A 26,618-nucleotide genomic window follows, 5' to 3' on the forward strand; every position below is an offset into this window, starting at 1 on the left:
AACTCCCCCAAACTAATATCCTAAACATCCATTATGGTTGATAAGTCATATTTACTTCTTCAACGATTAATAGCAATTCACTTAAATCATCAATGATATAATCCGCTTCAACATGTTCCCATTGACTGTCTTTCTTCCAAACTCCCAACATTCCTATATTCTTACAACCGTTCATATCATTTTCCGGATGGTCTCCGACGTACATACTTTCATTTGCAGAAACATGAAGAAGGCTCATAGCTCTTTTAAAAATGTCAGGATTTGGCTTTTTTATTCCTTCCCATTCAGAAATAAGAATGCTATCAAAACAGTTTTCAATGCCTAAAGCCTTTATATTATCCATCTGGAACTGCCCTATTCCATTCGTTATCATTCCTAAACGAATGGCTTTACTTTTTAAAGTTTCTAACATTTGAATTAAATTGGGAAAAGGAACACAACTATACTGAAAATTATCTAAATAATCTTGCAAAAAAAATCCCCAAGAAACTCCGTTAATATTAAATTCATCAACCAACTGTTGATACACTTTATCTTTCCAAACATAACCGCGGGTATCCAACTCTATAAATCTCGAAGTATATCTTTCTTTAGGAATATGCCCAACCCAATCGTTCAAACGTTCATATTGTTGTTCGATAAATTTTTGGACTGAAGCATCCCGATTTAGCAGCGTGCCATCTAGATCAAATATAACGGCTTTAATCAAAAGTATTCCCCACTTTTTACATTATTCAATATTGCTCTGATGCTTTATCTGATTAATTAAAAAACCTTCAATTTTTTTTGTATCATCTGGATGAAAGAAGTGAGAGCTTTTTGGTAATAGATGAAGTTCCTTCGAATAGCTTGATTCTAATTTTTCAAAGAATTCTAGGACGGGCTTCTTGTTCACATGAACATCCTTCTCACCGTGCAAAAAGGTAACAGGTAGGTCCATTTTTCTTACGGATTCCTTGAAATTAAATTGAGCTAAATCATTGATGAGAATCATTCGTGGGTTATAAACTAATTTGAATCCTTTATAGAAAGTATTGTATACATCCTTTAAGGTGTAGTCTTTGGATTGGAATAATTCTTTTGTGGACTTAAGCATACCAGGATGTTTTACATCCTCACCCGAGTAGATCATACTATTGAACCGTATTAACCATTTTCTTAAAACACTCCACTGTTCATAACTATCAAGAAAAGGAGCTTCTCCTACTGATTCCAATTCTTTTAATGCCTTTTTATTTCCCTTTTTTCTTGCCTGCTCTTTTGCCCAATTTAAAGCTAATTGATCATTTTCACTCCAGCTAATGATTTGCGATAAGCCGACATAAGAATAAAACTTTTCAGTTTGTTCACTCGCAAGCCGCAGTCCAATTATGCTTCCCCATGAATGGCCAGCAAGAAAGATCTTTTCCTTTTTAAAACGCGTTCTTAACATGTCCGTTAGTTCATTTGCATCGGAAACAAATTGTTTAATCGTTAATGATTCCTCAGGAATGTCAGGATGATACGATTTTCCTGTCCCTCTTTGATCCCAAAAAACAAGGACAAAATGGTTAACCAGTTCTTTTGTGTTTGTGGCGATGGTATAATCTTTTCCTCTGCAAGCTATCCCAGGTATGGGCGTTGATGGTCCACCATGTAGAAATAAAAGCACAGGATTGTTACGATTTTGTGCTTGGATCAGTATAGATTGTTCAATTCCGCCAAGCATTACTTTCTCAACTAAATCTACTCCTTCATCAGATATGACGAAATCTGGCTTCCGAGATAATAGCTTCATAGAATCACCCTTAAATTAGTCTACTTGCTTTGTATTGGATAGTATCCAATCTGTTATGGTTTCTAAATAATAAGGTACAAACTCTTTTGTAAGTTGCGAATATTCCTTTAAACTTCCTGTTTTTGCGAGATAAAAAGAATGGTTTGCCTTGGGGAATGTTTTAATTACGTAATTATTTTTACCTGCTCTTTTAAATGCTTCTTCAAAAATAGGAATATTCTTCGTAGGTGGTGTTAGCGGGTCTAATTCTCCAAAAAGTGCTAATACAGGACAGTTTATGCTTCCGATAATTGGTTTTGGATCATAATCGATCATATAGCTAAGTGGGTGAAATTTGATAATCGGCTTCAATTTAAGGATTAATTTTAATAGAAGCGCTATTTGACCGATTTTCTTGTTAACTTTATTTTCTGGGACGCCATCTATGATTAAATGGTTTCTACTGTCTGTTAAAATTTGTTCAAATACAGACTCACCAGGACCTGCAGAATTGATGATAAACGCCATTTCACTTGATTTCGTTGCTGCCAATTGGCAAATCCATCCCCCTTGACTGTGCCCAAATAATCCAATCATAGCTGCATCAATTTCTTTTCTCGTTTTCATAAAATCTAGTGCAGCCAATGCATCATTTGCGCGGTCCTCAAATGTACATTTCCACTTACTACCTGAAGAATCACCTACACCTCGCTTATTGAAAATGAGACATGCTATACCATGATCGATGAGATAGTCAGAAATTCTCATTAAGAATCGCGAGTTTAGTGGACTAGTATATTCTGAACCTTGTAGAAAAATAACAGCAGGGCTTCGTTCATTAGTGGACGGTAATCGTAATAACCCTGTTAATCTATGTATACCGCTGTAAAAGGAGACTTTTTCCTCTTTACTCATCTTTTATCCTCCTGCTTTTATTAATCGACGTAGTTCCTTATCATCTTAAAAATTTTTCCAATTATCTCCTTCATCATATAAAACAATCTGCCTCCAATCAATTTTTATTTTCCCAGAAATGTCTTTATATTTGAAAGACCAAAAAAACGTTAAAAAGATTTTATTTTATTCTCCTACATTAATCCTTTGAAAAACTTCTATCTTATTCCAAACAGATTTCCATTCCTTCTTACTTATACGGTTTTCATATAGTAATAACCGGTCATTAGATTCCATGAAATAAGGAGTAGGCTTTACATCCATATTTATCACATCACCTATTCCACAAGGTGCAGTCAGTATCACATGATCTTCTTCATCTAATTTCACTCCTAACGCAGTTACTGTTTCAGGGAATTTCGAAATTGCATCCACGGATGAAAGATAGGGAGGCATATTGTTAATAACGTGCATTCTTGCTTGGTTTTTCACTGACCAAGGGATATCGGGAAGTAGAAGCTTTAGTTTTTTTTCCAGTTCTTTTTCATCTACCTCATTAATGTTCGCAGGGTCATAATAAATGACATCAACATCAGGTAAAGCAGTTCTTTCATTAAAATGATGTAATACATCCCAAATCTTTGATCGTACAAAGCCTGCACATACCCACCAATCAGGCAACCCCAATGATCTTGCGGCTTTTAATATATCCATCATCCATTTATCTTCTTGTATATGTGTAATAATATCTTCCGCATTTTTGATCATTCTCAAGACTCCCTTGCAGAGTGTAATATTTTATCATTTCCTTTAAGTACCAACTACGACTAACACTAACTTGTTCATACTAAGACATAATTAATGTGTAAAATATAGTCTTATAATAACAGTCCCTATTAGGTATATTTAACTTATTCTTATTTTAAGGAAGTGCCTATAAATGTTTAAATTGACGAAGGATCAACAGAATTTAATGATAGCTGATATTCAACATTTCTTTTCCCAGGAAAGAGATGAGGAAATAACTGAATTTGCTGCTGAAAGAGTGTTAGACTTCTTTAAAAAGTCATTAGCACCGCATATTTATAATGCCGCGATTCAAGATGCAAAAATCGTGGTGGAACAGCAAATGATGTCAATTGAAGAGGAAATTTTATCTTTAGAAAGACCTGTTAAACGCTAATACATTTATATACCCGTAGCATGTTCCAAAGTACCAATAGAAGCAAACTTTTCCTACAGATTAAAGGCATCCTAGTAGTAGCCAAGGTAATGTGGAAAGAACTTTACATAACATCCATATGAAATAATCAAATTCATAGTAAAAAAGTAAAGCTAAACTTTTTGTGCTTAGCTTTACTTCATTTTATTATTATCAAGTTTATAAAGATTCACTTTGTCATTAAACAACCAAAATTCAATGGATATTTCTCTTTTTTTATCCACATATCCGATAATTTCTGCTCCCTGTTCAGCGCGAACATACTGATTATTTCCATATGCCCTTATAACATCTTTCTTTTCATCACCAATTTTTAGTCCTTCTGCAGTTTCCACATTACCGTTAGATACAATAAATCTTGTAATTTCCCCTGTTTTATTAACCGCTATTTCAATTCCGGGCTTGAGATCAAAATAATCATAATCTGTTACATTCCTACTTTGTTCTACTCTCTTCCCATACTTTTGTAATATTTCTTCATTATTAAACTTATCATTTAAAAACAGACCTTCAATGTTTTCCTTAGATAAATCTGTTGTTTTCGTAAATTTGTGATGATATGAACGAGGGAAACTATCGTTAAATGAAAAAGCAGATAATAATAGAATCATTCCAATTGTAATTGTAAAAATGAATATATTTCGTTTCATCTATAACTCCTTTATGTTTTTTATTAAGTTTAATAATCTTACCATAAATTTCATAGCGTCTACAAAAAGTAAAAAATCAATAGCTTTGTCAATTTGCTAATTAAGCAGTTATATTTGTAGCCAATATCGTTACAAAAATTTTACAGTCAAACCTTGTAAAGCGATGTATATCGTGTTACGATGTTATCGTTAGTTTTATATAATTGAGGTGGGTTTATGGATAAGGAAATTATGAAGGGTAGTATTGATATCTTACTTCTTTCCATTGTGAACACAAAGGATATGTATGGATATGAAATGGTAAAAACCTTAAAAGAAAATAGTAATGAACTTTACAATATGAGTGAAGGAACTTTATATCCAGCTTTGAAAAGATTAGAAAATAAAAACTGGATACAGTCCTATTGGGAGAACTCTGAAGTAGGGGCAAGGAGAAAATACTACCGAATCACGGAAGACGGCAAGAAAGAATTACAGAGGAAATTACAAGAATGGAAGAAAGTAAATAATTTAATCAACGTATGTTCGGAGGGAATGGCTTGGATCAAAACCTTGAAACCTATCTTAATCAGATAGTTCGCGAATTAAATTGTAGTGAAATTGAAAAAAATGAAATTGCTGAGGAAATGAGAGACCATTTACAATTATTAAAAAATGAATACATAGGGCAGGGTTTTTCTGACGAAGAGGCTACGGAAAAGGCATTGCAAAGTTTTGGTGATAATAGAAATATAAAAAAGGGACTCCAATCTTCCTTATTTCCTTATTATAAGATTTTCAGATTCGGGATTTGGAGTTTATTTAGCTTATATTCCTTTATATTACTCTGGAGTTTACTGTTAATGCGAATGATAGACAGGATCATTGATCATGGTTCTTTTAATGGCTACTTCCGGTACACAGAGGACGCAAACAGTTTTTTTAATATTGAAGTATGGAGGCTCAATTCCAATCTCATCCCGTTCCATAGCACGTATGAATATATGATTGGAATCGATCGATTTAACTTAGATATCATACTCCATAACACTATAGGAAATATTCTAATTTTTGTACCTCTTGGCATATTCCTGCCTATTTTATTAAAAAAGTATCATAAGTTTTCGAAGATATTTTTAATCGGGTTCGTTATATCTTTTGCAGTAGAAGTTTTACAATTCTCCCTTCAAATTGGACAGTTTGACATCGATGACATTATCTTAAATACGCTTGGAACGATAGTCGGATTCTCCCTTTTTAAATTTCTTATCCAAATTTCAAATCTTACTAAGTGGAATATTGTTCAAAAAATAACAAACTAATCATTATTATCATGCAACCAACAGACAAAACGCTCAGAGCAATCTCTGAGCGTTTTGTCTGTTGGTTGATCCGACTTATTTCATAAAATGTACACCTATTAACATTAAAAAAGAAATACCGATCATGCAGGCTACCCATAACCAAGCAAGCTCCATATTACCTGAATCAAAGGCAACATAGATTGCAGTCGACATCGTTTGCGTTTTTCCTGGGATATTTCCAGCGAACATTAATGTAGCACCAAATTCCCCTAAGGCTCTTGCAAAGCTTAATATAGCACCCGAAATGATCGCTCTTAGTGCAAGCGGTATCGAAACAAATATAAATAATTTAAATGGATTTGCCCCATCCACTCGAGCGGCATTTTCGATATCCTCATCAATCGCTTCGAACCCCGTTTTAGAGGATTGGTACATTAATGGAAAAGCAACAACAGTCGCCGCAATAACAGCTGCCCACCAAGTAAACATAATTGGTTGTTTAAAAATCCACTCCATCCATTGCCCTACTGGACTGTTCCTTCCAAATAAAACAATTAACAAAAAACCCACAACAGAAGGCGGTAAAACTAAAGGCAAAAGGAAAAAGGTTTCTACGATGGCTTTCCCTTTGAATTTTGTATTAGCCATTACCTTACCTAATACTAATCCTACTACTATAACAATGACACTTGAGACAATCGCTATCTTAATTGAAAGGATGACTGGTGACCAAAATTCTAATGACATTTTATTTTAACCCTTTAAATCCGTATTTTTTAAAAGTTTCCATCGAATCTTCATTTTGAAGGTACTCATAGAAAAGTTGGGCTTCTTTTAAATGGGAACTGTTCTTAATCACTCCCAATGGATATATAATTGGTGCGTGGATACTTTCATTAGCAGTTGCTACAATCTGAACCTTTGGTGAAATTAAAGCATCCGTTTTATAAACAATTCCTGCATCCACATTATTCGTCTCTACGTATGTAAGCACTTGCCGAACATCCTTAGCAAGGATAACTTTCCCTTCAATCTCTTTCCAGACATTTAGATTTTCTAAAGTTTCTTTCGCATACTTCCCTGCGGGTACAGACCCAGGGGTACCAATTGAAATTCTCTCAGCCTTCTTCAAATCCTCGAAAGTATTGATTCCTAGATTTGAATCCTTCGGAACCACGATGACTATTTCATTTCCAACAAGGTCTATTCCTTTTTCCGCTACAATTAATCCTTCTTCTACTAAAGCATCGAATTTGTCCTCCGCAGCAGAGAAAAATAAATCAACAGGTGCTCCTTGAGAAATTTGTTGTTGAAGTGCCCCTGAAGCTCCAAAATTATAGTTTATCTTCACATTAGAATGTTTCTTCTCAAACGTTTCCTTAATTTCATTAAGCGCATCTCGTAAACTGGCTGCTGCTGAAATGGTTAACTCTACACTTTTTTTAGAAACCCCTTGTCCCTGTTTTTTAGCATTATCATTCATTTTACATCCAGCCAAGGAAAATAACACTAACAACAGCGAGAAAACTAAAAGATAAAGCTTTTTCATCATCCCACTCCCTCTCATGTTAATTATAATTAAATATGATTAAATTGAACACGAGAATAGAAAAAAATGAGGCACAGGGGTCCCTTGTCCCAGAAAGAAATTTTATCGAATGCGTTCAATCACTCTTTTAAAATAATTGGATGGCTTTATTTGTCAGGAGAAAACAAATTGAGGGCTAACTCAGTATCAACGAAGGCGGCTTGACCGTAATATTCAATTATACTGGTCCATTTAAATTCAAATATATTATTTGCTAATCCAGCCTTGACGGGATTTTGAAGTATATATCGGAGAACCGTTAAAATGTATTGGGTTCGTTATCTATTAAATGGCCTTATAATTTTAAATATTCAATACTAAATTAAAAATTTCCTGCAAGTTCAATAGGCTTGGTACTATTCACTCACAAAAAGAAACGGGACACGGTCCCCATGTCCCTTCTTGATTCTATAATGTTAAACCACCATCGACTAACAATGTACTACCAGTCATATAACTTGAACCTTCTGAGGCAAGGAATGCAACTGCGCTTGCGATTTCCTCTGGTTCAGCGAAGCGACCCATTCTCATAATGCTTGTTTCAGCAGGAATATAGCCGGTTTCCCGAACTCTTTGCTCTACACTTTCTGTTAATGGTGTGCGGACACCTCCTGGACAAACCGCATTGACGCGAATTCCTTTTTGCACATATTCAATTGCTGCAGCTTTCGTTAATCCGATGACGGCATGTTTGCTTGCAGAATAGACTCCTGCGCTGTGCTCTGCACGAATACCTGCTGTAGAAGCAGTATTAATGATATGACCAAATCCTTGTTTCTCCATCACTTTTAGGACATATTTCATTCCTAAGAATACACCTTTAACATTTACCCCAAACACCTTATCAAACTCCGATTCTTCAGTATCTGCAAACATACAGAAGTTTTGAATAACCCCTGCATTGTTAAAGAAAACATCGATCGTTCCAAAAGTATCTACTGCGGTATTTACATAATTTTGTACATCTGCTGAATTCATTACATTCGCTTTAACAAAGATAGCCTCTGATCCTTTTTCGCGGATAAGAGAAACCGTTTCTTGCCCTTTTTCTTCATTGAAATCTACAATTACTAAATTAAATCCATCCTCAGCTAATTTTAAAGCTGTTGCACGACCAATTCCCCCAGCTGCTCCTGTAACGATTGCGGTTTTTTTACTCATACTATTCTCCTCATTTCCCCAATATGTTCAAGATGCTGTTCGACACCTTGTCTATTAAATGTTAATATATCTTTCAGTGAAGAAACAATAAAAATACTCCATCGTATAAGAAGTTAGACAAAATATAAATAAATGTAGAGAAAGGTTTGTTGAAGAATGATAAAACAAGATCCACGTATTGCAAAAACACTTGAATTATTAAAAATAGGTTTTATTGATCTATTGCTTGAAAATACACTTGAACAAGTTACTATAAAAAAACTAACATCTAGTGCAAAAATCAATCGGACTACCTTTTATTTACATTTTACTGACATTAATGATTTCGTTGAACAGATGATAAATCAGATCATAGAAGACTGGACAATTATTGCAAATGAAGAGGATCCTAATTATTCCTATCACAGTATAAGTGATCCTTATCCAGGTTTTATCAAATTGTTGCAACATATCCATGATGAAGCGATCTTATATAGAATTCTTCTTGTAGAAAACCGAGTTCCTGTCTTTACAACTAAAGTTAGAGAGTGGGTCATAGGTTACATTAAGCCAGGTTTTGAAAGTGGCAATGTGGCCTATGATGTTAACTCATATGTACCTTCTTTACGTCATATTCACCTGGCGAGTGGTACATTAGGGGCAATAACTTGGTGGATAGAAAAGGATTTCCCATTGAATGCTCAAGACTTTGCAATTGAATTAACAAAAATCGGAGTTAAAGGAGCACTTTTTTCATAAAGAGTTGGGACATGCCTGTCCCCTCGTCCCACCATCGCACAAAAAAAGGGACATGGTTCCCCATGTCCCTAAACTTGAAGCGATTTTGCTTGCATTTGATACATTTGGTTGTAGATGCCGCCTTGGGCGAGTAGTTCGTCGTGGGTGCCTTGTTCTTTGATGACGCCTCGATCTAGTACGAGGATGCGGTCAGCATTTTTTATGGTTGAAAGGCGGTGGGCAATAATAAAAGTCGTACGTCCTTTTTTAAGCACATCCATTGCATGCTGAATGATTTCTTCTGTCTCAGTATCAATATTTGATGTGGCTTCATCCAAAATTAAGATGGCAGGATCAAAAGCGAGTGCTCGTGCAAATGATATAAGCTGACGCTGTCCAGAAGAAAGGGTACTTCCTTTTTCAATAACAGGTTCGTCAATCCCCTTTTCAAGGTTCTTAAGTACACGTTCTGCACCTACCGCTTGCAATGCGGCTTCTACCTTTTCTCGTGTGATTTTTGGATCATTCAAGCTGACATTCGAAGCAATTGTTCCTGTAAATAAGTAAGGATCTTGTAAAACAATGCCCATATGCTGACGTATTGTCTGTCTAGGCAAAGACGTTACATCAACGCCATCAATATAAATCTTACCCATTGATGGATCATAGAAACGGAATAGCAAGTTCATAATGGAACTTTTACCGGATCCTGTATGGCCAACAAGTGCCACTGTTTCACCACGATTTGCTTCAAACGATAGGTTCTTCAAAACATATTCATTTTCTTTATAAGCAAAAGATACATCATCGAATGTGACATGCCCTTCGTATCTTGGCATAACTTCTTCTGATACCTTTTCCCCAGTTGTATCTAGCACTTCAAACACACGCTTTCCAGCAACAAGTGAGCGCTCAAGCTGTGAAAACTGATTGACAACATTTGTAATCGGATTAAATAATTTCGTTAAATAATCAACAAATGCATAAAGTGTACCCGCGGACACGATCTCTGCTGTTGTGATTGATTGTGTCCCAAAATAGACAATGAAGATCGTAAACATAATGAGGCGTAACGAATTTACTAAGTTGAATGATGTGGCTGAATCTAAAAACAGTAATTTTCGACCGTAAGCATAATGCTCTTCATTCATTTCATCAAATTCCTTCGTCATTTGCTTTTCACGACGAAAGGCTTGGATGATCGTCATCCCTTGAATCGATTCATTAATCATCGCGTTAATATCAGCGATTTTTGTGCGAATCACTTCATTATATTTTGACGCATATTTTCGATAAAAAATCATCCACAGATAGACTATTGGCATCATTAGTAAAGCAATAAGTGCCATTTTCCAATTCAGGATAAACAGTGCGATATAGACACCAACAATCGAAATGAAGCTAGTTGCAAAGTTTGAAAGTACTTGCACATATAAATTTCTTACTGCTTCTGTGTCGTTAGTAACACGTGCGACAATTTTCCCTGCTGGAAGATTATCAAAATATTGAATCGGTAAGGTTTGAATATGACCAAATACGTCTTGGCGTAATTTTTGGACAACCCGGTGTGCTCCCATTTGCAAATAAATGTACATAAAGTACCGCAAGATCGCTGTTGCTATGGCTAAAATTAAAAATAAACAAAGTAGCCAAGCAATTGGTTCCATTTCAATTTTTCCAATCGTCATATATTCATCGATAATATATTTTGCAATGAATGGTCCTGCAAGCTCTGTAAACACAGCGGCTGTTAAGAAAAACAATCCTAAAAAAATGGGTCGTTTAAAATACATTGCATATTTCGTTAATCGTTTACTCGTACTCATGATTCGCCTCCTTCTAGCTGTTGACGGTCAAATTGTTCTTTATACCAACCATTTTGTCCCAGAAGCTCCTCATGTGTTCCTTGTTCAGTAATTTGTCCCTCATCAAGAACAATAATTTGGTCTGCATGCTGTACACCAGATAAACGATGTGTTGTAATAATCGTTGTCTTCCCACTTCGTTCGTTCTGAATGTTTTGAATGATACGAGCCTCCGTTTTGGCATCGACTGCTGATAGGGAGTCATCAAGGATTAATATTTCAGGATCTTTGATGAGCGCACGCGCAATTGACACACGCTGCTTCTGGCCTCCAGATAAAGAAACCCCTTTTTCTCCGACAAGTGTTTCAATTCCCATCGGCAAGTTTTCCAAATCCTTTTCAAAGTATGCAAGGCGAATGGCTTCCATTAATTCGTCATTTGTTGCATCTTCTTTACCAAATAAAATATTTTCCCGAATGGTACGTGAAAATAACACATGATCCTGTGGCACATACCCTATCCAGTCAAGAATTTGCTCTTTTGTTTGTGAGGCTATATCGATCCCAGCAATATTTAATTGCCCTTCACCAAGTGGATATTCACGTAATAATTGTCTTAAGAATGTTGTTTTTCCCGCTCCTGTTTTACCAACAATCCCGAGTGTCTCTCCCTTTTTTAATGACAGGGAAATTTGCTGTAAATTTTTCACCTGACTCGTCGGGTATTGGAACATCAAATCATCAAAACCAATGACACTTGGCGTCTTAATAGAGACAGGATTTTTCGTATTTTGTACGTCTGCTTCATAGTTAAGAGTCTCTTGTACGCGATCAAGAGAAGCATTTCCCTGCTGCATGACATTTATTAATTCACCAATGGCAAAAATCGGCCATACAGCAAGACCTAAATACACATTAAATGTAACAAGCTGACCAACCGTCATGTCACCATTTGATACGAGAACGGCACCATAACCAAGTGCTACGACGTAACTAATACCAGTTCCGACTTTAGTAATCGGTCCAAATAAGGCATTTATTTTCGCGGTATGCATATTTTTTTGGTAAACTTCCTCGCTCATATCTGCAAACTTCATTTCATCCTTTTTCTCTTGCACATAAGCACGAATGACACGAACACCTGCAACAGATTCTAGGACACTATCATTCAGTTCCCCAAATGAGTCTTGAGCTTTCATGTATCTTTCATGTACAAGCTTACCTAAATACTGAATGAGCGCGGCCATAATCGGTACAGGCAGCATGGCAAAGATGGTTAATTTCCATGAAATCATGAATCCCATCGCACAAATAATCGTTCCTAGAAATAAAGTCGAATCAATTAATGTCATGATTCCGAATCCTGCAGTTAGCGAAACGGAATTTAAATCATTTGTTGCACGAGCCATCAAGTCACCCGTACGATTTTTCTCGTAAAAGGTGGGCGTCATATTTAAAAATTGGCGCATTAATTTACGGCGCATTAGCTTTTCAAGATTAAGCGCCCCTTCAAATAAGCGATACTGCCAAAAGAAATTTAAAAAATAGCCAAAAACAATAATTCCAACGAATATAAGCATATATTGGACTAAAACTCCACTAGTCATTTCACCAGTAGTTATAATATCGATAATAGATCCCAGCAATTGTGGTGGAATTACCTCTAACACTGTCGCTATCAATAGTAAAAAAATAGCAACTGAATATTGTTTCCAATGCAGTTTAAAAAACCAACCTAATTTCCCTAGTACATCAAACATTTATCAACCCTTCTTTCTCGCTTTAGAATGTGAACAATAGCTACCCACTATCTAGCAACTCCCTCTCGAAAATCAATGTTCTTTGCCTGTTCCACATTGTCATCTACTCCTTTTATCAATTTACTAATTTATTTCTAAAACACAAAAAATGCATACCCTAAAAAGAGCATGCATCTTTAGGAAAGGTATAGAAGACGTGCCAATACCTTTCATTGTATTAGAAATTCACAATTATACAGACAGAAGGTATGGACAATGTATAAAATTTGTAGTTTTAACGTAAACATTAAGATTTCTCATTGTCCTTACCTCCTTTCGTCTAGCTTCGTCGGCTAGGAGCTCGAGTCATAAGCCAACCTGTCATAAAGGTTAATGAACAACCTTCACGTCATCTCGTCTTATGCTCGTCGTTCCTGAGCAAGCCGCCTCCACTTTTCTTGGAATAATTTGTTTAGTATTATTGAAGATTATCACCTTTATTAGATAATTGTCAACTGTCAGACAAGTTGTTTGTAATTATTTTTAATGTTTTTTATTTCGTACAAAGCGAGAGCATTATCCAATTCTTTATGTACTCTTAATGGGACGAGGTCCCCGTGTCCCACCATTAAAGACAGAAAAAAGTTAGACAATCGTTTCGTTATATAGGTCAAAAGCCACTATATAAATAGGTATATTTTCCTCTATAATAAACTTACTTTTACAATATTCTGATTTTTAAAAGGTAGGGGAGGCTACGATGTCAACTGTTTCACTCAATAGAACCGAATGGCTTGATGTAGCGAAAGGAATTGCCATCATGTTAGTAGTGATAGGCCATTCTGCTAGTTTTGATGTTTCTCCCATCTACTGGTTTCATATGCCCGCCTTTTTCATGATTAGTGGTTACCTTTTTAAACCACAGGATCGTATTCCCTCTTTAAAAGCCTGGATGATCAAGCGTGCTAAGCAATTGTTTGTTCCCTATTTGTTCTTTTTACTTCTTATTACAAGTTTAAGATATTTGTTCCTATTGTATAACTCAGAATTGACCTTTCATTCGTTTCGAGAAGATTTTTTAGATATTATGATTGGTGGTAGGTTTTTTCCTAGCGATTTCTATATGGTTATGTGGTTTATACCATGTATATATTTGACTCAAGTTACTTTTGCCGCTATACATTTTTTCATAAAATCCAATGCCGCTCGTTTTGCCATTATTTCTTTATGCTATGTTTTAGCTCATATAGAAGCTTGGTTTCTGTTGGAAAATAAATTAAATTATGTGCCATGGAATTTAGATGTCGCGTTACTGGCTATTTTTTATTATGCATTTGGTTATTTCGTCAAAAGGGTAATTATTTATAACCAAAACAAGAGGAATAAGCTTAAAATCACCATGATTGGTATTTTAGCAGCAGCCATCTTTATAACTACCATCTACGTTCAGGGAGATTATTTGTTTAATATGCGTTCGGTCGTCTATACTCATTTTTTCCTTGATTTAAATGTGCCCATCACACTCTCCATTTTACTTTTGATTTTAAGTTGGGGGATTTCTAAGCTAGGACACTTTTTTGGAATCATTAACTACATAGGAAGGTCTTCACTCATTATTATGTACACACATGTTCCTATTAAATTAGTTTATGAACATTTCTTTCAAACAAATAACATGATGATTGTCATATTAGGTATTATTTTACCATTGCTTGTTTCAACGTTTATTTTAGAAAAAAGTCCATTGTTAAGCTATTTGGCTTTAGGAAGAACGGATACCTCGTTTCCGTTCTTAACAAGTCCAGTGAAGAAATTGGGCTTTTCACTGAAATAACTCGGAAAACTCGTGAAACTATATGAACCAAGCGACTCATAACTCATGGGGGGGAGATATTTTGAACTACACTACAGAAGAAAAAGCAATTACTAATGAAGTTATAATTCATTCACCTTTAAATTTAACATGGTATGCATGGACCATTTCCGAACGAGTTTCTGAGTGGTTTGCTCCTGAAACGGTAGTAGAAGCTAAAGTAGGCGGGGCATATGAACTATACTTTATTCCTGGAAATAAAACTGGAATGAATACAAAAGGTTGCAAGATCACTAAACTTATTGATGAAAAAGAGCTCCAGTTCACTTGGAAAGGACCAGACCAATTTGAACAAATCATGAATAATGAAAATGAATTAACTACTGTTACCATCTATTTTGAAACACTTGACAAAGAATCTACAAAAGTAACAATCAAACATACTGGATTTAAAGATGATGATAGTTGGTCGGAGGCTTTCAACTGGCATCAAATGGCTTGGTCGGGCGTTCTTAGTAGCTTAAAGTCTGCTCTTGAAAAAGGCGAAGGTAATTTATGTTGTCAACCTTAAATTGATCTATCCACACAATGACAAAGTGCCAGGCATATCCCAATTTTCTGGATGGTGCTAGGCACTTTATGTTATTAATGATACGATTATAATTTCATAATTGGTATCAAATATTTAAATTCATGACTATCCACATTTTCAAACTTCTCCAACTTCTTACCAGTAGGTACAAAACCAAATTGTCTTATCATTTGTATAAACTGAAAGCAAATGAATTCATTCCCCACGGAGCATTCCATACTGGCAAAAAGTGTAGGATCTTGTTTTTCTACATACCAATTAGTATCTAAAGGAGGGAGAATATTTTCAGTCAAAGTAAGAAACCCCACTTCTCCCATCATTTGATCCCCTCTCGAATCTAGTTGACGTACATAATAACCTAATCCTAATTTAATATCCATTTCTGATAGTTGCTCTCGATCTTGGAGCATAACATCTTGAAAAGGATGAGCTTTTCGGGGTACTACATGCTTATGCCAAATAAATGTAGCAGACTCTTCCCAACGAACAAGATGCATATGATTCTCTTGCGGTCCTATCCCGCCGAGGTATTGCTGGGCAATTTTTAAAGCCGAGAGCTTTGAATGTACTTCTTGTCTCCATTTTGAAATTAATTTGTTCTTTTCATTCTCATTTGCTTGTAGAAAATACTTAATTTCTTCGATAGGAATATCTGCATTTCGTAAAGAGTGAATCAGAAGAGCATCTGAGATTTGCTCTTCTTTATACACCCTGTAGCCATTTTCAAGCCTACGTTCTGGTTTTAATAGATTTTTTTTATCGTAAAAGCGCAACGTACTAGCTGTTAATCCCGTTTTATCTGCAAATTGCTGGATGGTGAACACAATGGTGGATTCCTTTCCTATTACATCATTTGATAGGACCATATATTAATCCTATTTCCATCTGGATCATAAATATGGAATCCACCCCAGCCTTTTAATGGATCCCCTGCAATTTGTGACGGAGAAATCCCATTTTTGATCAGCTTATTATAAGCTTCGAAGAATTCTTCAGGTCGAATATCCAAATAGGTTCGGACCGAAGGATTTCCTTTCACTGGCCGGTCAATTTTTTCCAGGTAAATATTATCCATTAATACTTCCTTCAAAACATGTTTGTCATAGGCATCTTCCGTCTGTAAATGGGCATATCCTTTTTCTGGATCGACACTTACTTCGATAAAGCCTAGATTCGTTGTATACCAATCAACCGCTTTATTTATGTCAGTTACCCCAATTCTTGTGTTCACTTCGCCAAAGCCTAGCACTCGTGCATCAGGATAGGAATCTTTAAAGCTTTGATTTTCATACACAGTGATTCTAGCATTTTCAAAACCATAGAAATCATAGCTTCTCATCCCATTCGGCAAGGTGATGGGATCCGTATAAGCGATATTATTTTCAGTAAAGTAAGCTATCGTTTGGTCCAAATCACCTATTTCAAAGCATAGTCGGACATTCCCTTCTTCATCTCCACCATTTTGGAAGTGTTCATAATCACCTTCGAAGGACTTTAATGTGACAACACCAGCTTTTGGCATCTTTAAGAATGCCTTTTTCCCAACAGGAGTAATAATTTTGTCAAGACACTCCCAACCTAAATGAGTTGTGTACCAATGAATCCCCTCATCAAAACCGTCCCAAGACACCATAATAAAACCGCCATCCCAACGAAACATCATACTCTTCACACTCCTAAAATAATAGTATTAATAACTCTACTATTATCCTAAACCTTAAAGTTAGTTTAAGGTCAAGAATCTTCTAATAATTCTGTTGAAAAAACTAAATAAACCTAGCAAAAATAAATCCCCCACTTTTTTCATTAAAAGGCATCGGATAGATTCCGATGCCTTTACTAGCTGCCCCTATAGATATTTATCCACTTCAATATTATCCTTCATAAGGACTACTTTGTTTTCAAAAGCACTTAGTATATTTAATATTTCTGGCTTACTTACATTTTCGAAATGAGCATTCCAACTAAACATCTTCTTAAAGATATCGAAAGTAGGCCGATAGTTTGCCTTTTCCAGCCCTAATTTTTGAAAAATAAATCTCCTCGCAATTCGATATTTTCTTTTAGAATAATCTGTATCTAAAAAGATGATGAGATCAGCTTTTTGAAAACTTGGGATTAACCATTTATGGTGAACACCTTCTACAATCCAAGATTCGGAATAAATAATTTGATTCAAACAGTTATCCCGCTCTTCTTCACTTCTTCTTATATCTCCAGTTTTTGACCTTTGCCAAACCACATTATCTAACTCGTAGAATGGAATTTTCAGTTTAGAAGAAAGAACTTTTGCTAAGGTTGTTTTTCCACTGCCAACTGAACCGATAATATGTATTTTTTTATTTTCCACTAAAGACCACCGCTTTAAAAATGAATGATACCCATTTCTGTAGAAGCCTCGAAAATTCCTCTTTTCAAAAACTACTTAACTAATGCCGCTCTCAAATGAACACCATATTCCAAATAACCTTTTAGACAGGTCATCATATATACCCAGCCTTCTTTATTATCGATCATTTGATTTAATATATCTTCATCATTTTCATTAAAGCCTTCTTGTTTTATTTCAATAATTGTACTCGAATGATCTAACTCTTCTAGTAAAATTGTGACAGCGCCTCCTAAACCTTGAAACACAATCTTCTTATTTTTTACGATTTCCATTATTTCTATATCACCTTGAAAACCATACTCATCATATCTCAAGGTAATGGTCTTTCCTTGTTCCCATCTTTCAGAACTGGATGAGAACCAAAAGTTTCCGATTTTTTCAGGATCAACGAATGCTTCAAATACTTCATTTGTTGGTTTAGAAATTTTTAATTTTGTAATATTATTCATCATCATACTACTCCTTTATAGTGGATGTTTTTTATATTAAAAAGATGGCAATGTATTTATGTAACATAAGCTTTTTAATTTTGATTTTTCTTCTACCCTCCCCTAAATCTATTTTCATGTGCCCAGTTCTTTTATACAATTTTACTAAAAATTCAAAATTCTTTCCAATTATTTTATCAAAATTGCGGATTTTAAGTCCGTTTCGTTGTAGAACGAGTCATATTAATTATAACCTTGACCCAAAAGAAAGAGCATGTTTTGAAAAAGATGGTTCAAAACACGCTCTAACTAATTTCAATAGAATTAACTTATTATTGACTCTCTAATTCTTTAATCTTTTGAGTAAGTTCATTAAATCTGCGATCGAGTTCACTATACTCTGGGCTTTTTGATGTTAAAAAACTCAATTTCCCTAATACTTCTTGTCGCTCTGTCTCAAGCTTTAAGCGCTGTTCGGCAACTAAATCCACTTTTTCATTTGATTGGTCTAATTTCTTTTGAATACGTTGATTTTCAAATACCAATTGAATAGAAGTTGTTTTACTTAAGAAATATTGATCGTGTGAAACAACAATCAACGTACCTTTGTATTCTTCTAATGTTTTTTCCAATTGCTCTCTCGAAGGCAAATCTAAATGGTTAGTCGGTTCGTCTAAAATGAGGACATCTTTATCTTCTAGTATATATTGCATAAGCTTACACTTTACGCGCTCGCCCATGCTCATCAGCTCAATGGGCTCAGACCATTGACTTGAAGTAAATCCTAAATGCTTCATTAAATTTTGAACCTTGCCCCGTTCTTGAAATGTTTCACGTTTAAATAATTGTTCAGGCGTTTCCTTTAGAGGTAAGTCAAATACTTGCTGTGTCAAATAACCAATATTCGCAGATGGAGAAATCCAAATGTCCCCGCTAGCCTGCTCCTTTCCCATAATGATATTTAAAAAAGTCGTTTTACCACTGCCATTTGGTCCAGTAAGTGCTACTTTTTCACCATGTTGGATCGTAAAATTTGTCTGTTCAAATAATAGTCGTTCCCCAAACTTCTTTGTTAAATTTTTCACCTCTAAAAATCGTTTGCCAACCTTCGTATTGGCTTCTAAAGAAAAACGAACTTGATGATCTTCTTCCACACGTTCAACCTTCGATTTCTCCAATTCCTTCTCGAGACGTTTACGCTTCGATTTGACTTGAGCATCCATTCGTTTTGCTTTTACGCGGTAATATTCTTTTACTCCTTCTTGCTTTGTCGATTGTGCATGCGCTTTTTGCGACCATGATGTTAGTTCACTTATTTGATTTTCGACGAGTTCAATTTTACTTTGTTGTTTTTCGTACTCTCTAGCTTGTGTCAATCTCCGTTGTTCTCGAATCTTTATATAATGTGTAAAGTTTCCTTTTTGCTCAATTAATTTCGCATTTTCAATGGACCAAATTTTTGTCGCAATCTTATCCAAAAAATATCTATCATGGGAAACGACAATAATGGTACCTGGATAACCTTTTATTTGATTAATTAGTAGCTGTGTACTTTCCATATCAAGATGATTTGTTGGTTCATCTAATAAAAGTAAGTTCGGTGATAACCCGAAACCTTTTGCAAGACGAATTTTGAGCTTTTCTCCACCGCTTAACATTTCGTATGGAACATCCGGGATATGCCATTTCGTCATCAGGGTTGCTTCTAATGATGAAACTTCATCAGAAGCGTATGTTTGTTTCTCCTGGTCTACTAAAAAAACATCTGTTTTGTCATTTCCCCATTCGATCTGCCCTTCAGTTGGTTTTACCTGTTCAAGTAAAATTTGTAGTAATGTTGACTTGCCGCTACCATTACGGCCAATTAAGCCAATTACTTCTCTACGACCTATTGTTGCGCTAATATCTCTAAATAGAATACGGTCCATTATTTCTAAACTGATATGATTTAATTTTATGATTTCTTTCATCGTATCACCCTTTCTTTTCAAGGGAGGAACTAAAGCGCAAGCGCCTTGATTAGCCCCGACAAGCAAATGCCGACCCAAAGAGGAGGTTTGCTCTTTAACCTCATCTTTGGGGCGCCATTTGACCTCGAGGTCGACAAAAACGCGACGTCCTGTCGCATTGTCGACACTAGTACATCCTGTACGTCGGGGCTAGGCGCTGGAGCTGGACGTGGACCATACAATTTAATGAATTATCCACATCCGAGTTTTTTATAGTTTTCAAACTATAAAAAATCCCCCCAAATAATTTGGAAGGATTAGTTGCTTTTTCATAACGAAAATAAGCTATTTATTGAATAGCTTAAAAAATGATATGGAAAATGGGCAGACTAATCCTATTCGTTAATTTGAAAAAATATTCTCAAATGTTTGAAATAAGATTAGTTTAACATCGGCCACCCATCATCCCTTCTAATATGATTAATTATAGTATACCTACAAAATGAGCGATTGAAAAGAACAGAGTTTTAGAGGTATCGACTCTCACTCTCCATTAAGGTTTCAACCTATGGCATTTCGACTAACTTTTTGACATATTCTAAGAACCTTTAAAGAAGTTATTTCTTTTAATATAATTGTTCATTCTTACATGATGTCGATTTTCCAAATAGCTCATAACTTTTAATTGTTTTTTCCACTTTTTATCTAAAAAAGTCCCACAAACATTGCACTTAATTAACGACGAGTCAATCTGCTTAAAACATTCTTTGCATTTTATTTTCTTCATACTTCCTATTGTGAGTAATCCAAAAACAACCTTAACAATCTCATAAATAAAATATAAACAAATAATAATACCAAGAATCAGATTCAACATATTCCCTCCTCAAACTCAAGATCACTCACTAAGCTTTCTCCACCGATCATGCTATTTCCTTCCAATTGATACATAAAAAGTATCATAATAAGTTATAATTTATTTCTTTAAATATCTTTATGACACTTTACTTAAGACGGCAATATTTTAGCAATAACTTTCTAGTAAAATGTTTTATAACATTGGGAAAGGACTCTTTAAAATGAACAAAACGATTTTAATCATAGAAGATGAAGAATCTATTATTGATATATTAGCCTATGCGTTACGAAAAGAAGGATTTTCCGTGCACTCTGCAACAACTGGTAAAGCGGCTTTAAATAGATTCCAAGGTACAGAGATTGATTTAGTTATATTAGATCTCATGTTACCTGATACAACAGGCTTTGAACTGTGCAAAAAAATAATGGCAACAAGTAATGTACCTATCCTTATGCTTACTGCGCGCGATGATATAGTTGATAAAGTGCTTGGACTAGAGCTCGGTGCCGATGATTATATGACAAAACCATTTGATATCCGTGAGCTGGTTGCTCGGGTAAAGGCATTGCTTCGCCGTCAGCCGAAAGAAGCGTTGTTTAACTACTTAGTCGTTAATGAATCAGTCAAAATCGATCCACGTTCCCATACCGTTATTAAAGATGAAGAAGCAATCTCTCTTAAGCCGAAAGAATATGAGCTGTTACTTTTATTTGCTCAAAATAAAAACCGAGTTTTCACTCGTGAAGAAATTTTAGATACAGTCTGGGCAATGGATTTCGAAGGCGGGTTACGAACGGTTGATGTACATGTTCAAAGGATTCGTAAAAAATTAGATCCTTCCATCATCGAAACTGTTTTTGGTACTGGCTATAGAATGAAGGGATATTAAAATATGAAATGGTCGATCCGCAGGAAATTTCTATTAGGTTTTTTAATACTGTTTACGTTTGCTACGCTGATTTTTAATCAATTATTGGAAAAAACAATTGAAAATAATACAAAAAATTTCTTACAAAATGAACTAATAAAACAGCAGCATACTTCAAAAGAATATATTAAACAGTTCTCTCAACTACATAGTAATGAAGAAGACATATTTATTAAATATGGCAGTACGATTGCTCAAGTTCTAAGTAATTTGCATGCACAAAGTGTGGCCATTTATAGAACAGATGGCAAGTTTTTATATGAAGCTGTACCCATTAACCAACCTTTGTTAATTGAAAACCAAAAATATGAACGGGATGTAAATGAAAATAGTAGTAATGAGCTGCAACGGGCCTTTCAAAACCAAGCTGCCTATACGCCGAAAGCTTTGGCAAAAGGGACAATTATTTACTTTGCTTACCCTGTTTATATTCAAGATATTTTTTATGGTGTGATTAGGTTTACCGGTGACTATTCAGACACGTTTGAGCACAATAAACAATTATTGAATAGCTTCAGACTCCTCACCATCTGTTTATTTATCGGTGTTTTTATCATTTCTATTTTATTAACGAATCAGATTACTAAACCGCTACACTATTTAACAACCGCAACGAAGCGTATAGCAAGTGGTGATTATAACGAAATAATTAACCTTAAGAATTCCGATGAGATTGGGGAACTAGCCAATCAGTTCCAACATATGCAAAATGAAATTCGGCAGCGTATCAACGAAATTAATGAAGAAAAGGAAAAAGTATTGTTACTGGGACAAAAACGGACAGACTTTTTCAACAATGTGACTCATGAACTGAAAACTCCCCTTACGACCATTTCAGGATACGCCCAGATTATCGGTGAAAAAGACTTTGATGATGCTATGTTTTTACAAAAAGCTGCGTTTAAAATCTATTCAGAAAGTGAACGTTTAAACGATATGGTGACTCAATTACTTTCCTTCTCAAAAGCGCAGATGTCAGGTGTCATTAAAAATAAGGAAGTCTTTGATCTATTCCCTTTTATCCAATCCATTTGTGAGGATATGCAACTGAAAGCGAAAAAATATGATATGGCAATTGAGCTGATCGGTGAAGTCTTTATCATTAATGCCCTCCATGATGATATGCGCCAAGTGTTCATCAATCTAATAGACAACGCGATTAAGCATGGAAAAGTAAATCAGATCATCCGTGTAAACGTGAATGAAACTATTACCATTACAAACCATTGTGAGCCAATTCCTTCTAATCTTATTGAACAGATTTTTGAACCTTTTATCCATCGGGTTGCTAACGAAGGCCATGGCTTAGGATTATTCATTTGTAAGCAAATCATCGAACAGTACGACGGTGCCATTTCCTTTCATTATGAAAATGAGCAAGCAATGATTGAAATTTCATTACCGCGGCGGCAACAAGATGGCAACATTTCATCACGTTTTGGCAATAGATCTGTCCTATGATGTTCATGTACAAAATGATGAGGAGGAAATGACATGAAACGAAAATTCCAAGGATTGGCTGTATTAACACTTGCAGGTATCGTTGCAACAGGATGTTCATTAACAGGAAAGGCAGATATGCAAAAAACAGTAACGATTAATGAGAACGTACAGCTTGAAAGTTCTTTAGCTGATAGTTCACTTGCCGTAGCCCATGAAAAGACAGTCAAATTACCAGTAAAGGCTGATTATACTGGGTTTCACGGCGACAAAATTTATTTCAATCAAAAGGGTGGATCGTATTTAATAAATACCGAAACCCTCGATGAATCAAAACTAGCAGATAAATCATTTTTCGCCATATCTGAAAATGGCAATCGTGCGCTTTCATTAGTCGATGATAAAATTTATATACTAGATTTTGAGACAAAAACGGAAAAAATAATTGGGCATGGTACCGAGACGTATTTATATTATTTTGCCGATGCCGCTGGAAAAGAAGTCATTCACATGGAGAACGACAAAAAGCTTTCAGTAAACGTTATCGATGTCGATTCATCCGAGGTTACCACTTGGGATTTAACAAAGAAATTTGAGGTTAATAACTTTAATTTAACTTCTATTAAAAGAGATACAAATGGTATTTATATCTCAGCTAGCTCATTAGAAAATGGCTATGGTCTTTACCACTTGGATACTAATGGGGAAATGAAAACTGTATCCACATTAGATAAAATAAATTCACTAGATCACTATGACTTTATTAGTCCAACTAAAATTATCTTTAATGATATTTACAAGGGGAAATCAGGGATTTTCATCATAGATTTACAGTCAAATGAAGTTACACAGATCGTTGCAGGTGGGGAAGACGAAGAAGGAATTTGGGTTCCATTTTACAAACTTTCACCGGATCACAGCAAAATTCTCTTTGATACACCTGTTCAAGTTGGCGATAAATATAAAACAAATGTTTACATGGCTGAACTAGTCAATAATCAGCTTGAAAATACCGTGCGAATTATGGAGAATGCCGATTTGTATGCAGTTATTTCAACAACAGGATTTTGGAGCTCAGATTCCAAAATCGCTTACATCAGCACCTCCAAACCTGGGAATGAATCGATTGATACAGTTGAAGTCTTTACACTTCAATAGGGACAAGGGGACAGGTTTTGTCCCTATTCCGTGGGACAGTGTACCTGTCCCCCTGTCCCTTTAAAGGAATCCCACAAAAAAACAAATCAATAAATATAACACAGAACCTACGTTTAAATAGTTGACACTAAGTGAACCAAATGTTTTTTGAAATTTATAATTACTTCTTAATCCTACATAGCTTCTCGCAATTTTAGACTGACTTACATTTGAGATAAATCCACCTGTGCTAGAGAAATAAATAAATATCACTGTAAAAAATACCCCTGCATAAAACATCGCATCGATAAGCGGTATTTTGGCCTTATATGAAAGTAAGTATGATAAACCAAATTCCACCAACATCACAATTACTGTAAATAAAACAAATCTTAGTACCCTCATATACATTCCTCCAAATAATAGTTTTCGGAATTTAAATATGCCTTCAAACAGAAAGTGGATATGCAGGTATAACCCCTTCATTAAGATATACGGAAAATATTGGGTGTATGTTTCATTATTTTTTGAAAACTTACCAAGTTGATTAATTGACAAAATTTTTCATTTATGCTATAATTTACAATTAATATATCTGTGTGTATAATAAGATTCTCCTGGCCAGGGGAATCTTATTTTTGTTTTATGGGGGAATTGATGTATGAAGAAGAATGAATCAAGTGTAACTTCCTTAGTATCAGCCTTTGGTCGAGCATACCACAGTAAATATGACACACCCAAGATTTTTGATGATTTCATTGCAGAAGATTTAATTACCCAAAAGGAATTTGCAGATATTCGTGAGAACATGATAAAAGGGATTCAATTTTTTAATCATGATATTGCTGATAAATTTCAAGACCAACCAGATGAAATTTTAAAATGGATCACTCAGGTTCAACTTTCCCCAACTCCTTTAGCACGTGCTGCTTATTGCGAAAAAGTATTATTTCATGAAATATTGCTAGGCACGAATCAATATGTCATTCTAGGTGCTGGATTAGATACCTTTTGTTTCCGTCACCCAGAATTAAACGATCGTCTAGAAATATTTGAAGTTGATTATCCAACTACACAAGACTTTAAAAAGAACCGTTTAGCAAATGCTAATTATCATATCCCGGATCATCTTCATTTTGTTTCAATGGACTTTACTAAAGAATCTACTGTTCAAAAGCTTGTTGAAGAAGGTTTTATGCCTAACAAAAAAACTTTCTTTAGTCTTCTAGGCGTTACTTATTATTTAACAAAAGAGGAAATTGCCAACCTGATTAATAACTTATTTGCTGAAATCCCAACGGGAAGCTCTATCGTCTTTGATTATGCAGATGAAAAACTTTTTGAAGAGAGAGGAATATCTAATCGAGTTCAAAATATCGTTCACATGGCTTCGACTAGTGGGGAGCCAATGAAATCATGTTTTACCTATGATGAAATGGAGAAAATGTTAGAAAACGCAGGTTTACTCATTTATGAACATTTATCACCTGATGCTATTAATAATCAATTCTTTCGTGATCGGGCGGACTACTTATCTGCATTCGAAACGATTCATTATATCCACGCTGTAAAAAAATAAGTAAGAGGGGGATAGGTAAACCTGTCCCCCTCTTACTTAAAATAATTCTACTAATTCCTCAATTTTCTTAATGGAATAATCAAAATGACTTACCTTCCCAAAACCGTAGCTTGCATACACAAAAGGAATGCCTGCGAACTGAGCTGCTTTCATATCCCCTTCCGTATCTCCAACATAAACTGGATTTTTTAAATTATTTCTCTCCATAATTAGCTTAATATTTTCTCCTTTAGAAAGCCCCGTTCGACCTGGATTTTCAAAATCTAAAAAATAATGTTCTAATTGATGAAAGTGATAAAAAGACTCGATATATCCTATTTGACAATTACTAACAATGAATAGCTTATATTTTTGCGATAGGACCTTAAGAGTTTCCTCCAGATTTTCATAAAGAGTTCCACCATGTTCACAAAGATACTCAGTTTCAACTAGGCAGCATTCATCTAAGATCTTTCCTCGAGCGCCTTCTTCCAAATAAGGGAAAAGCTTCTGTCCGATTTCTTTCATTTGAAGACCCATACAACCTTGTAAATCCTCAACAGTTAATAATTTTTTTATTTCCTTTTTCGTCTTTAACACATTATTCCAAACATTTAATATTGGATCTGTTGAATCCCATAATGTCCCGTCTAAATCAAAGATTATACTATCCATTAAATAGGTACCTCCAGTTATTTCAATTCTAT

Annotated in this window: 28 protein-coding genes; 10 read left to right on the top strand and 18 right to left on the bottom strand. The window is 35.1% G+C overall.

Features of this window, described 5'->3' with window-relative positions:
• Positions 1 to 31 precede the first annotated feature (31 nt).
• The 4 genes from ACFSO7_RS00550 to ACFSO7_RS00565 all read right to left on the bottom strand — a co-directional run bounded on the left by ACFSO7_RS00550 (position 32) and on the right by ACFSO7_RS00565 (position 3,418).
• The gene (locus tag ACFSO7_RS00550) at positions 32 to 709 is read right to left on the bottom strand and encodes an HAD family hydrolase (protein WP_377874386.1); all 678 of its coding nucleotides are present in this window, start codon (positions 707 to 709) and stop codon (positions 32 to 34) included.
• 21 nt (positions 710 to 730) lie between these two features.
• On the bottom strand, positions 731 to 1,777 hold the full coding sequence (locus tag ACFSO7_RS00555) for an alpha/beta fold hydrolase (protein ID WP_377874388.1): 1,047 nt from the start codon (positions 1,775 to 1,777) through the stop codon (positions 731 to 733).
• A gap of 15 nt (positions 1,778 to 1,792) precedes the next feature.
• Positions 1,793 to 2,671 (bottom strand): alpha/beta hydrolase family protein, encoded by an 879-nt coding sequence (locus ACFSO7_RS00560; protein WP_377874389.1) that lies wholly within the window; start codon positions 2,669 to 2,671, stop codon positions 1,793 to 1,795.
• Between the two features lie 165 nt (positions 2,672 to 2,836).
• A complete protein-coding gene (locus tag ACFSO7_RS00565) occupies positions 2,837 to 3,418 on the bottom strand; it encodes a nucleotidyltransferase family protein (RefSeq protein WP_377874391.1) in 582 nt (193 codons plus the stop codon).
• A gap of 172 nt (positions 3,419 to 3,590) precedes the next feature.
• Here ACFSO7_RS00565 and ACFSO7_RS00570 point away from each other — a divergent pair, with 172 nt between their 5' ends.
• A complete protein-coding gene (locus ACFSO7_RS00570) occupies positions 3,591 to 3,833 on the top strand; it encodes a DUF2164 domain-containing protein (protein ID WP_377874393.1) in 243 nt (80 codons plus the stop codon).
• 173 nt (positions 3,834 to 4,006) lie between these two features.
• Here ACFSO7_RS00570 and ACFSO7_RS00575 read toward each other — a convergent pair whose 3' ends face one another.
• On the bottom strand, positions 4,007 to 4,522 hold the full coding sequence (locus ACFSO7_RS00575) for a hypothetical protein (protein ID WP_377874395.1): 516 nt from the start codon (positions 4,520 to 4,522) through the stop codon (positions 4,007 to 4,009).
• Between the two features lie 216 nt (positions 4,523 to 4,738).
• Here ACFSO7_RS00575 and ACFSO7_RS00580 point away from each other — a divergent pair, with 216 nt between their 5' ends.
• Both ACFSO7_RS00580 and ACFSO7_RS00585 read left to right on the top strand, forming a co-directional pair.
• Positions 4,739 to 5,098 (top strand): PadR family transcriptional regulator, encoded by a 360-nt coding sequence (locus tag ACFSO7_RS00580; protein ID WP_377874397.1) that lies wholly within the window; start codon positions 4,739 to 4,741, stop codon positions 5,096 to 5,098.
• Complete coding sequence (locus tag ACFSO7_RS00585) at positions 5,062 to 5,823, top strand: VanZ family protein (protein WP_377874399.1); 762 nt, start codon at positions 5,062 to 5,064, stop codon at positions 5,821 to 5,823. The genes ACFSO7_RS00580 and ACFSO7_RS00585 overlap by 37 nt, the downstream gene beginning before the upstream one ends.
• A gap of 75 nt (positions 5,824 to 5,898) precedes the next feature.
• Here the strand turns inward: ACFSO7_RS00585 and modB are convergent, their stop codons facing one another.
• The 3 genes from modB to ACFSO7_RS00600 form a co-directional block, all read right to left on the bottom strand.
• Positions 5,899 to 6,552, bottom strand: a complete 654-nt coding sequence (modB, locus tag ACFSO7_RS00590; RefSeq protein WP_377874401.1) for a molybdate ABC transporter permease subunit — start codon at positions 6,550 to 6,552, stop codon at positions 5,899 to 5,901.
• 1 nt (position 6,553) lies between these two features.
• Complete coding sequence (modA, locus tag ACFSO7_RS00595; protein WP_377874403.1) at positions 6,554 to 7,354, bottom strand: molybdate ABC transporter substrate-binding protein; 801 nt, start codon at positions 7,352 to 7,354, stop codon at positions 6,554 to 6,556.
• A 447-nt stretch (positions 7,355 to 7,801) separates the two neighbouring features.
• Positions 7,802 to 8,554 carry an SDR family NAD(P)-dependent oxidoreductase gene (locus ACFSO7_RS00600; RefSeq protein ID WP_377874405.1) on the bottom strand — a complete coding sequence of 251 codons (753 nt, stop codon included), beginning with the start codon at positions 8,552 to 8,554 and terminating at the stop codon, positions 7,802 to 7,804.
• Positions 8,555 to 8,710: 156 nt separating this feature from the next.
• On the opposite strand from ACFSO7_RS00600, the gene ACFSO7_RS00605 reads away from it, so the two are divergent.
• A complete protein-coding gene (locus ACFSO7_RS00605; RefSeq protein WP_377874407.1) occupies positions 8,711 to 9,292 on the top strand; it encodes a TetR/AcrR family transcriptional regulator in 582 nt (193 codons plus the stop codon).
• A gap of 68 nt (positions 9,293 to 9,360) precedes the next feature.
• Here ACFSO7_RS00605 and ACFSO7_RS00610 read toward each other — a convergent pair whose 3' ends face one another.
• Together ACFSO7_RS00610 and ACFSO7_RS00615 are read right to left on the bottom strand one after the other, a co-directional pair.
• Positions 9,361 to 11,097, bottom strand: a complete 1,737-nt coding sequence (locus tag ACFSO7_RS00610) for an ABC transporter ATP-binding protein (RefSeq protein ID WP_377874409.1) — start codon at positions 11,095 to 11,097, stop codon at positions 9,361 to 9,363.
• Positions 11,094 to 12,836 carry an ABC transporter ATP-binding protein gene (locus ACFSO7_RS00615; RefSeq protein ID WP_377874411.1) on the bottom strand — a complete coding sequence of 581 codons (1,743 nt, stop codon included), beginning with the start codon at positions 12,834 to 12,836 and terminating at the stop codon, positions 11,094 to 11,096. The genes ACFSO7_RS00610 and ACFSO7_RS00615 overlap by 4 nt, the downstream gene beginning before the upstream one ends.
• 739 nt (positions 12,837 to 13,575) lie before the next feature.
• Here ACFSO7_RS00615 and ACFSO7_RS00620 point away from each other — a divergent pair.
• Together ACFSO7_RS00620 and ACFSO7_RS00625 are read left to right on the top strand one after the other, a co-directional pair.
• Positions 13,576 to 14,649 carry an acyltransferase family protein gene (locus ACFSO7_RS00620; RefSeq protein ID WP_377874413.1) on the top strand — a complete coding sequence of 358 codons (1,074 nt, stop codon included), beginning with the start codon at positions 13,576 to 13,578 and terminating at the stop codon, positions 14,647 to 14,649.
• A gap of 61 nt (positions 14,650 to 14,710) precedes the next feature.
• Entirely contained in the window at positions 14,711 to 15,199 is a 489-nt protein-coding gene (locus ACFSO7_RS00625) for an SRPBCC family protein (RefSeq protein WP_377874415.1), read from the top strand.
• Between the two features lie 86 nt (positions 15,200 to 15,285).
• Here ACFSO7_RS00625 and ACFSO7_RS00630 read toward each other — a convergent pair whose 3' ends face one another.
• From ACFSO7_RS00630 to ACFSO7_RS00655, 6 genes are all read right to left on the bottom strand, one after another.
• Positions 15,286 to 16,086 (bottom strand): MerR family transcriptional regulator, encoded by an 801-nt coding sequence (locus ACFSO7_RS00630; RefSeq protein WP_377874417.1) that lies wholly within the window; start codon positions 16,084 to 16,086, stop codon positions 15,286 to 15,288.
• On the bottom strand, positions 16,065 to 16,883 hold the full coding sequence (locus tag ACFSO7_RS00635; protein WP_377874418.1) for a VOC family protein: 819 nt from the start codon (positions 16,881 to 16,883) through the stop codon (positions 16,065 to 16,067). Before ACFSO7_RS00635 ends, ACFSO7_RS00630 begins: the two co-directional genes overlap by 22 nt.
• 186 nt (positions 16,884 to 17,069) lie before the next feature.
• On the bottom strand, positions 17,070 to 17,570 hold the full coding sequence (locus ACFSO7_RS00640; RefSeq protein WP_377874420.1) for an AAA family ATPase: 501 nt from the start codon (positions 17,568 to 17,570) through the stop codon (positions 17,070 to 17,072).
• A gap of 71 nt (positions 17,571 to 17,641) precedes the next feature.
• Positions 17,642 to 18,061, bottom strand: a complete 420-nt coding sequence (locus ACFSO7_RS00645) for an SRPBCC family protein (protein WP_377874422.1) — start codon at positions 18,059 to 18,061, stop codon at positions 17,642 to 17,644.
• A gap of 311 nt (positions 18,062 to 18,372) precedes the next feature.
• A complete protein-coding gene (gene abc-f, locus ACFSO7_RS00650) occupies positions 18,373 to 20,010 on the bottom strand; it encodes a ribosomal protection-like ABC-F family protein (protein ID WP_377874424.1) in 1,638 nt (545 codons plus the stop codon).
• 577 nt (positions 20,011 to 20,587) lie between these two features.
• Positions 20,588 to 20,863, bottom strand: coding sequence for a hypothetical protein (locus ACFSO7_RS00655; RefSeq protein ID WP_377874426.1), 276 nt, complete (start codon positions 20,861 to 20,863; stop codon positions 20,588 to 20,590).
• 205 nt (positions 20,864 to 21,068) lie between these two features.
• Between ACFSO7_RS00655 and ACFSO7_RS00660 the strand changes: the two genes are divergently transcribed.
• The 3 genes from ACFSO7_RS00660 to ACFSO7_RS00670 are packed head-to-tail and all read left to right on the top strand — an operon-like array spanning position 21,069 to position 24,374.
• The gene (locus ACFSO7_RS00660; RefSeq protein WP_377874428.1) at positions 21,069 to 21,737 is read left to right on the top strand and encodes a response regulator transcription factor; all 669 of its coding nucleotides are present in this window, start codon (positions 21,069 to 21,071) and stop codon (positions 21,735 to 21,737) included.
• Positions 21,738 to 21,740: 3 nt separating this feature from the next.
• A complete protein-coding gene (locus ACFSO7_RS00665) occupies positions 21,741 to 23,237 on the top strand; it encodes a HAMP domain-containing sensor histidine kinase (RefSeq protein WP_377874429.1) in 1,497 nt (498 codons plus the stop codon).
• A 33-nt stretch (positions 23,238 to 23,270) separates the two neighbouring features.
• The gene (locus ACFSO7_RS00670) at positions 23,271 to 24,374 is read left to right on the top strand and encodes a TolB-like translocation protein (RefSeq protein WP_377874431.1); all 1,104 of its coding nucleotides are present in this window, start codon (positions 23,271 to 23,273) and stop codon (positions 24,372 to 24,374) included.
• A 60-nt stretch (positions 24,375 to 24,434) separates the two neighbouring features.
• On the opposite strand, the gene ACFSO7_RS00675 is transcribed toward ACFSO7_RS00670, so the two are convergent.
• Positions 24,435 to 24,758 carry a hypothetical protein gene (locus ACFSO7_RS00675; protein WP_377874433.1) on the bottom strand — a complete coding sequence of 108 codons (324 nt, stop codon included), beginning with the start codon at positions 24,756 to 24,758 and terminating at the stop codon, positions 24,435 to 24,437.
• Positions 24,759 to 25,014: 256 nt separating this feature from the next.
• Here ACFSO7_RS00675 and ACFSO7_RS00680 point away from each other — a divergent pair, with 256 nt between their 5' ends.
• On the top strand, positions 25,015 to 25,932 hold the full coding sequence (locus tag ACFSO7_RS00680; protein ID WP_377874435.1) for a class I SAM-dependent methyltransferase: 918 nt from the start codon (positions 25,015 to 25,017) through the stop codon (positions 25,930 to 25,932).
• A 36-nt stretch (positions 25,933 to 25,968) separates the two neighbouring features.
• Here ACFSO7_RS00680 and ACFSO7_RS00685 read toward each other — a convergent pair whose 3' ends face one another.
• Positions 25,969 to 26,586 (bottom strand): HAD family hydrolase, encoded by a 618-nt coding sequence (locus ACFSO7_RS00685; protein WP_377874437.1) that lies wholly within the window; start codon positions 26,584 to 26,586, stop codon positions 25,969 to 25,971.
• Positions 26,587 to 26,618 lie beyond the last annotated feature (32 nt).

The organism is Bacillus sp. CGMCC 1.16607 (assembly GCF_042683745.1).
In the GTDB taxonomy this organism is placed as follows: domain Bacteria; phylum Bacillota; class Bacilli; order Bacillales; family Cytobacillaceae; genus Pseudoneobacillus.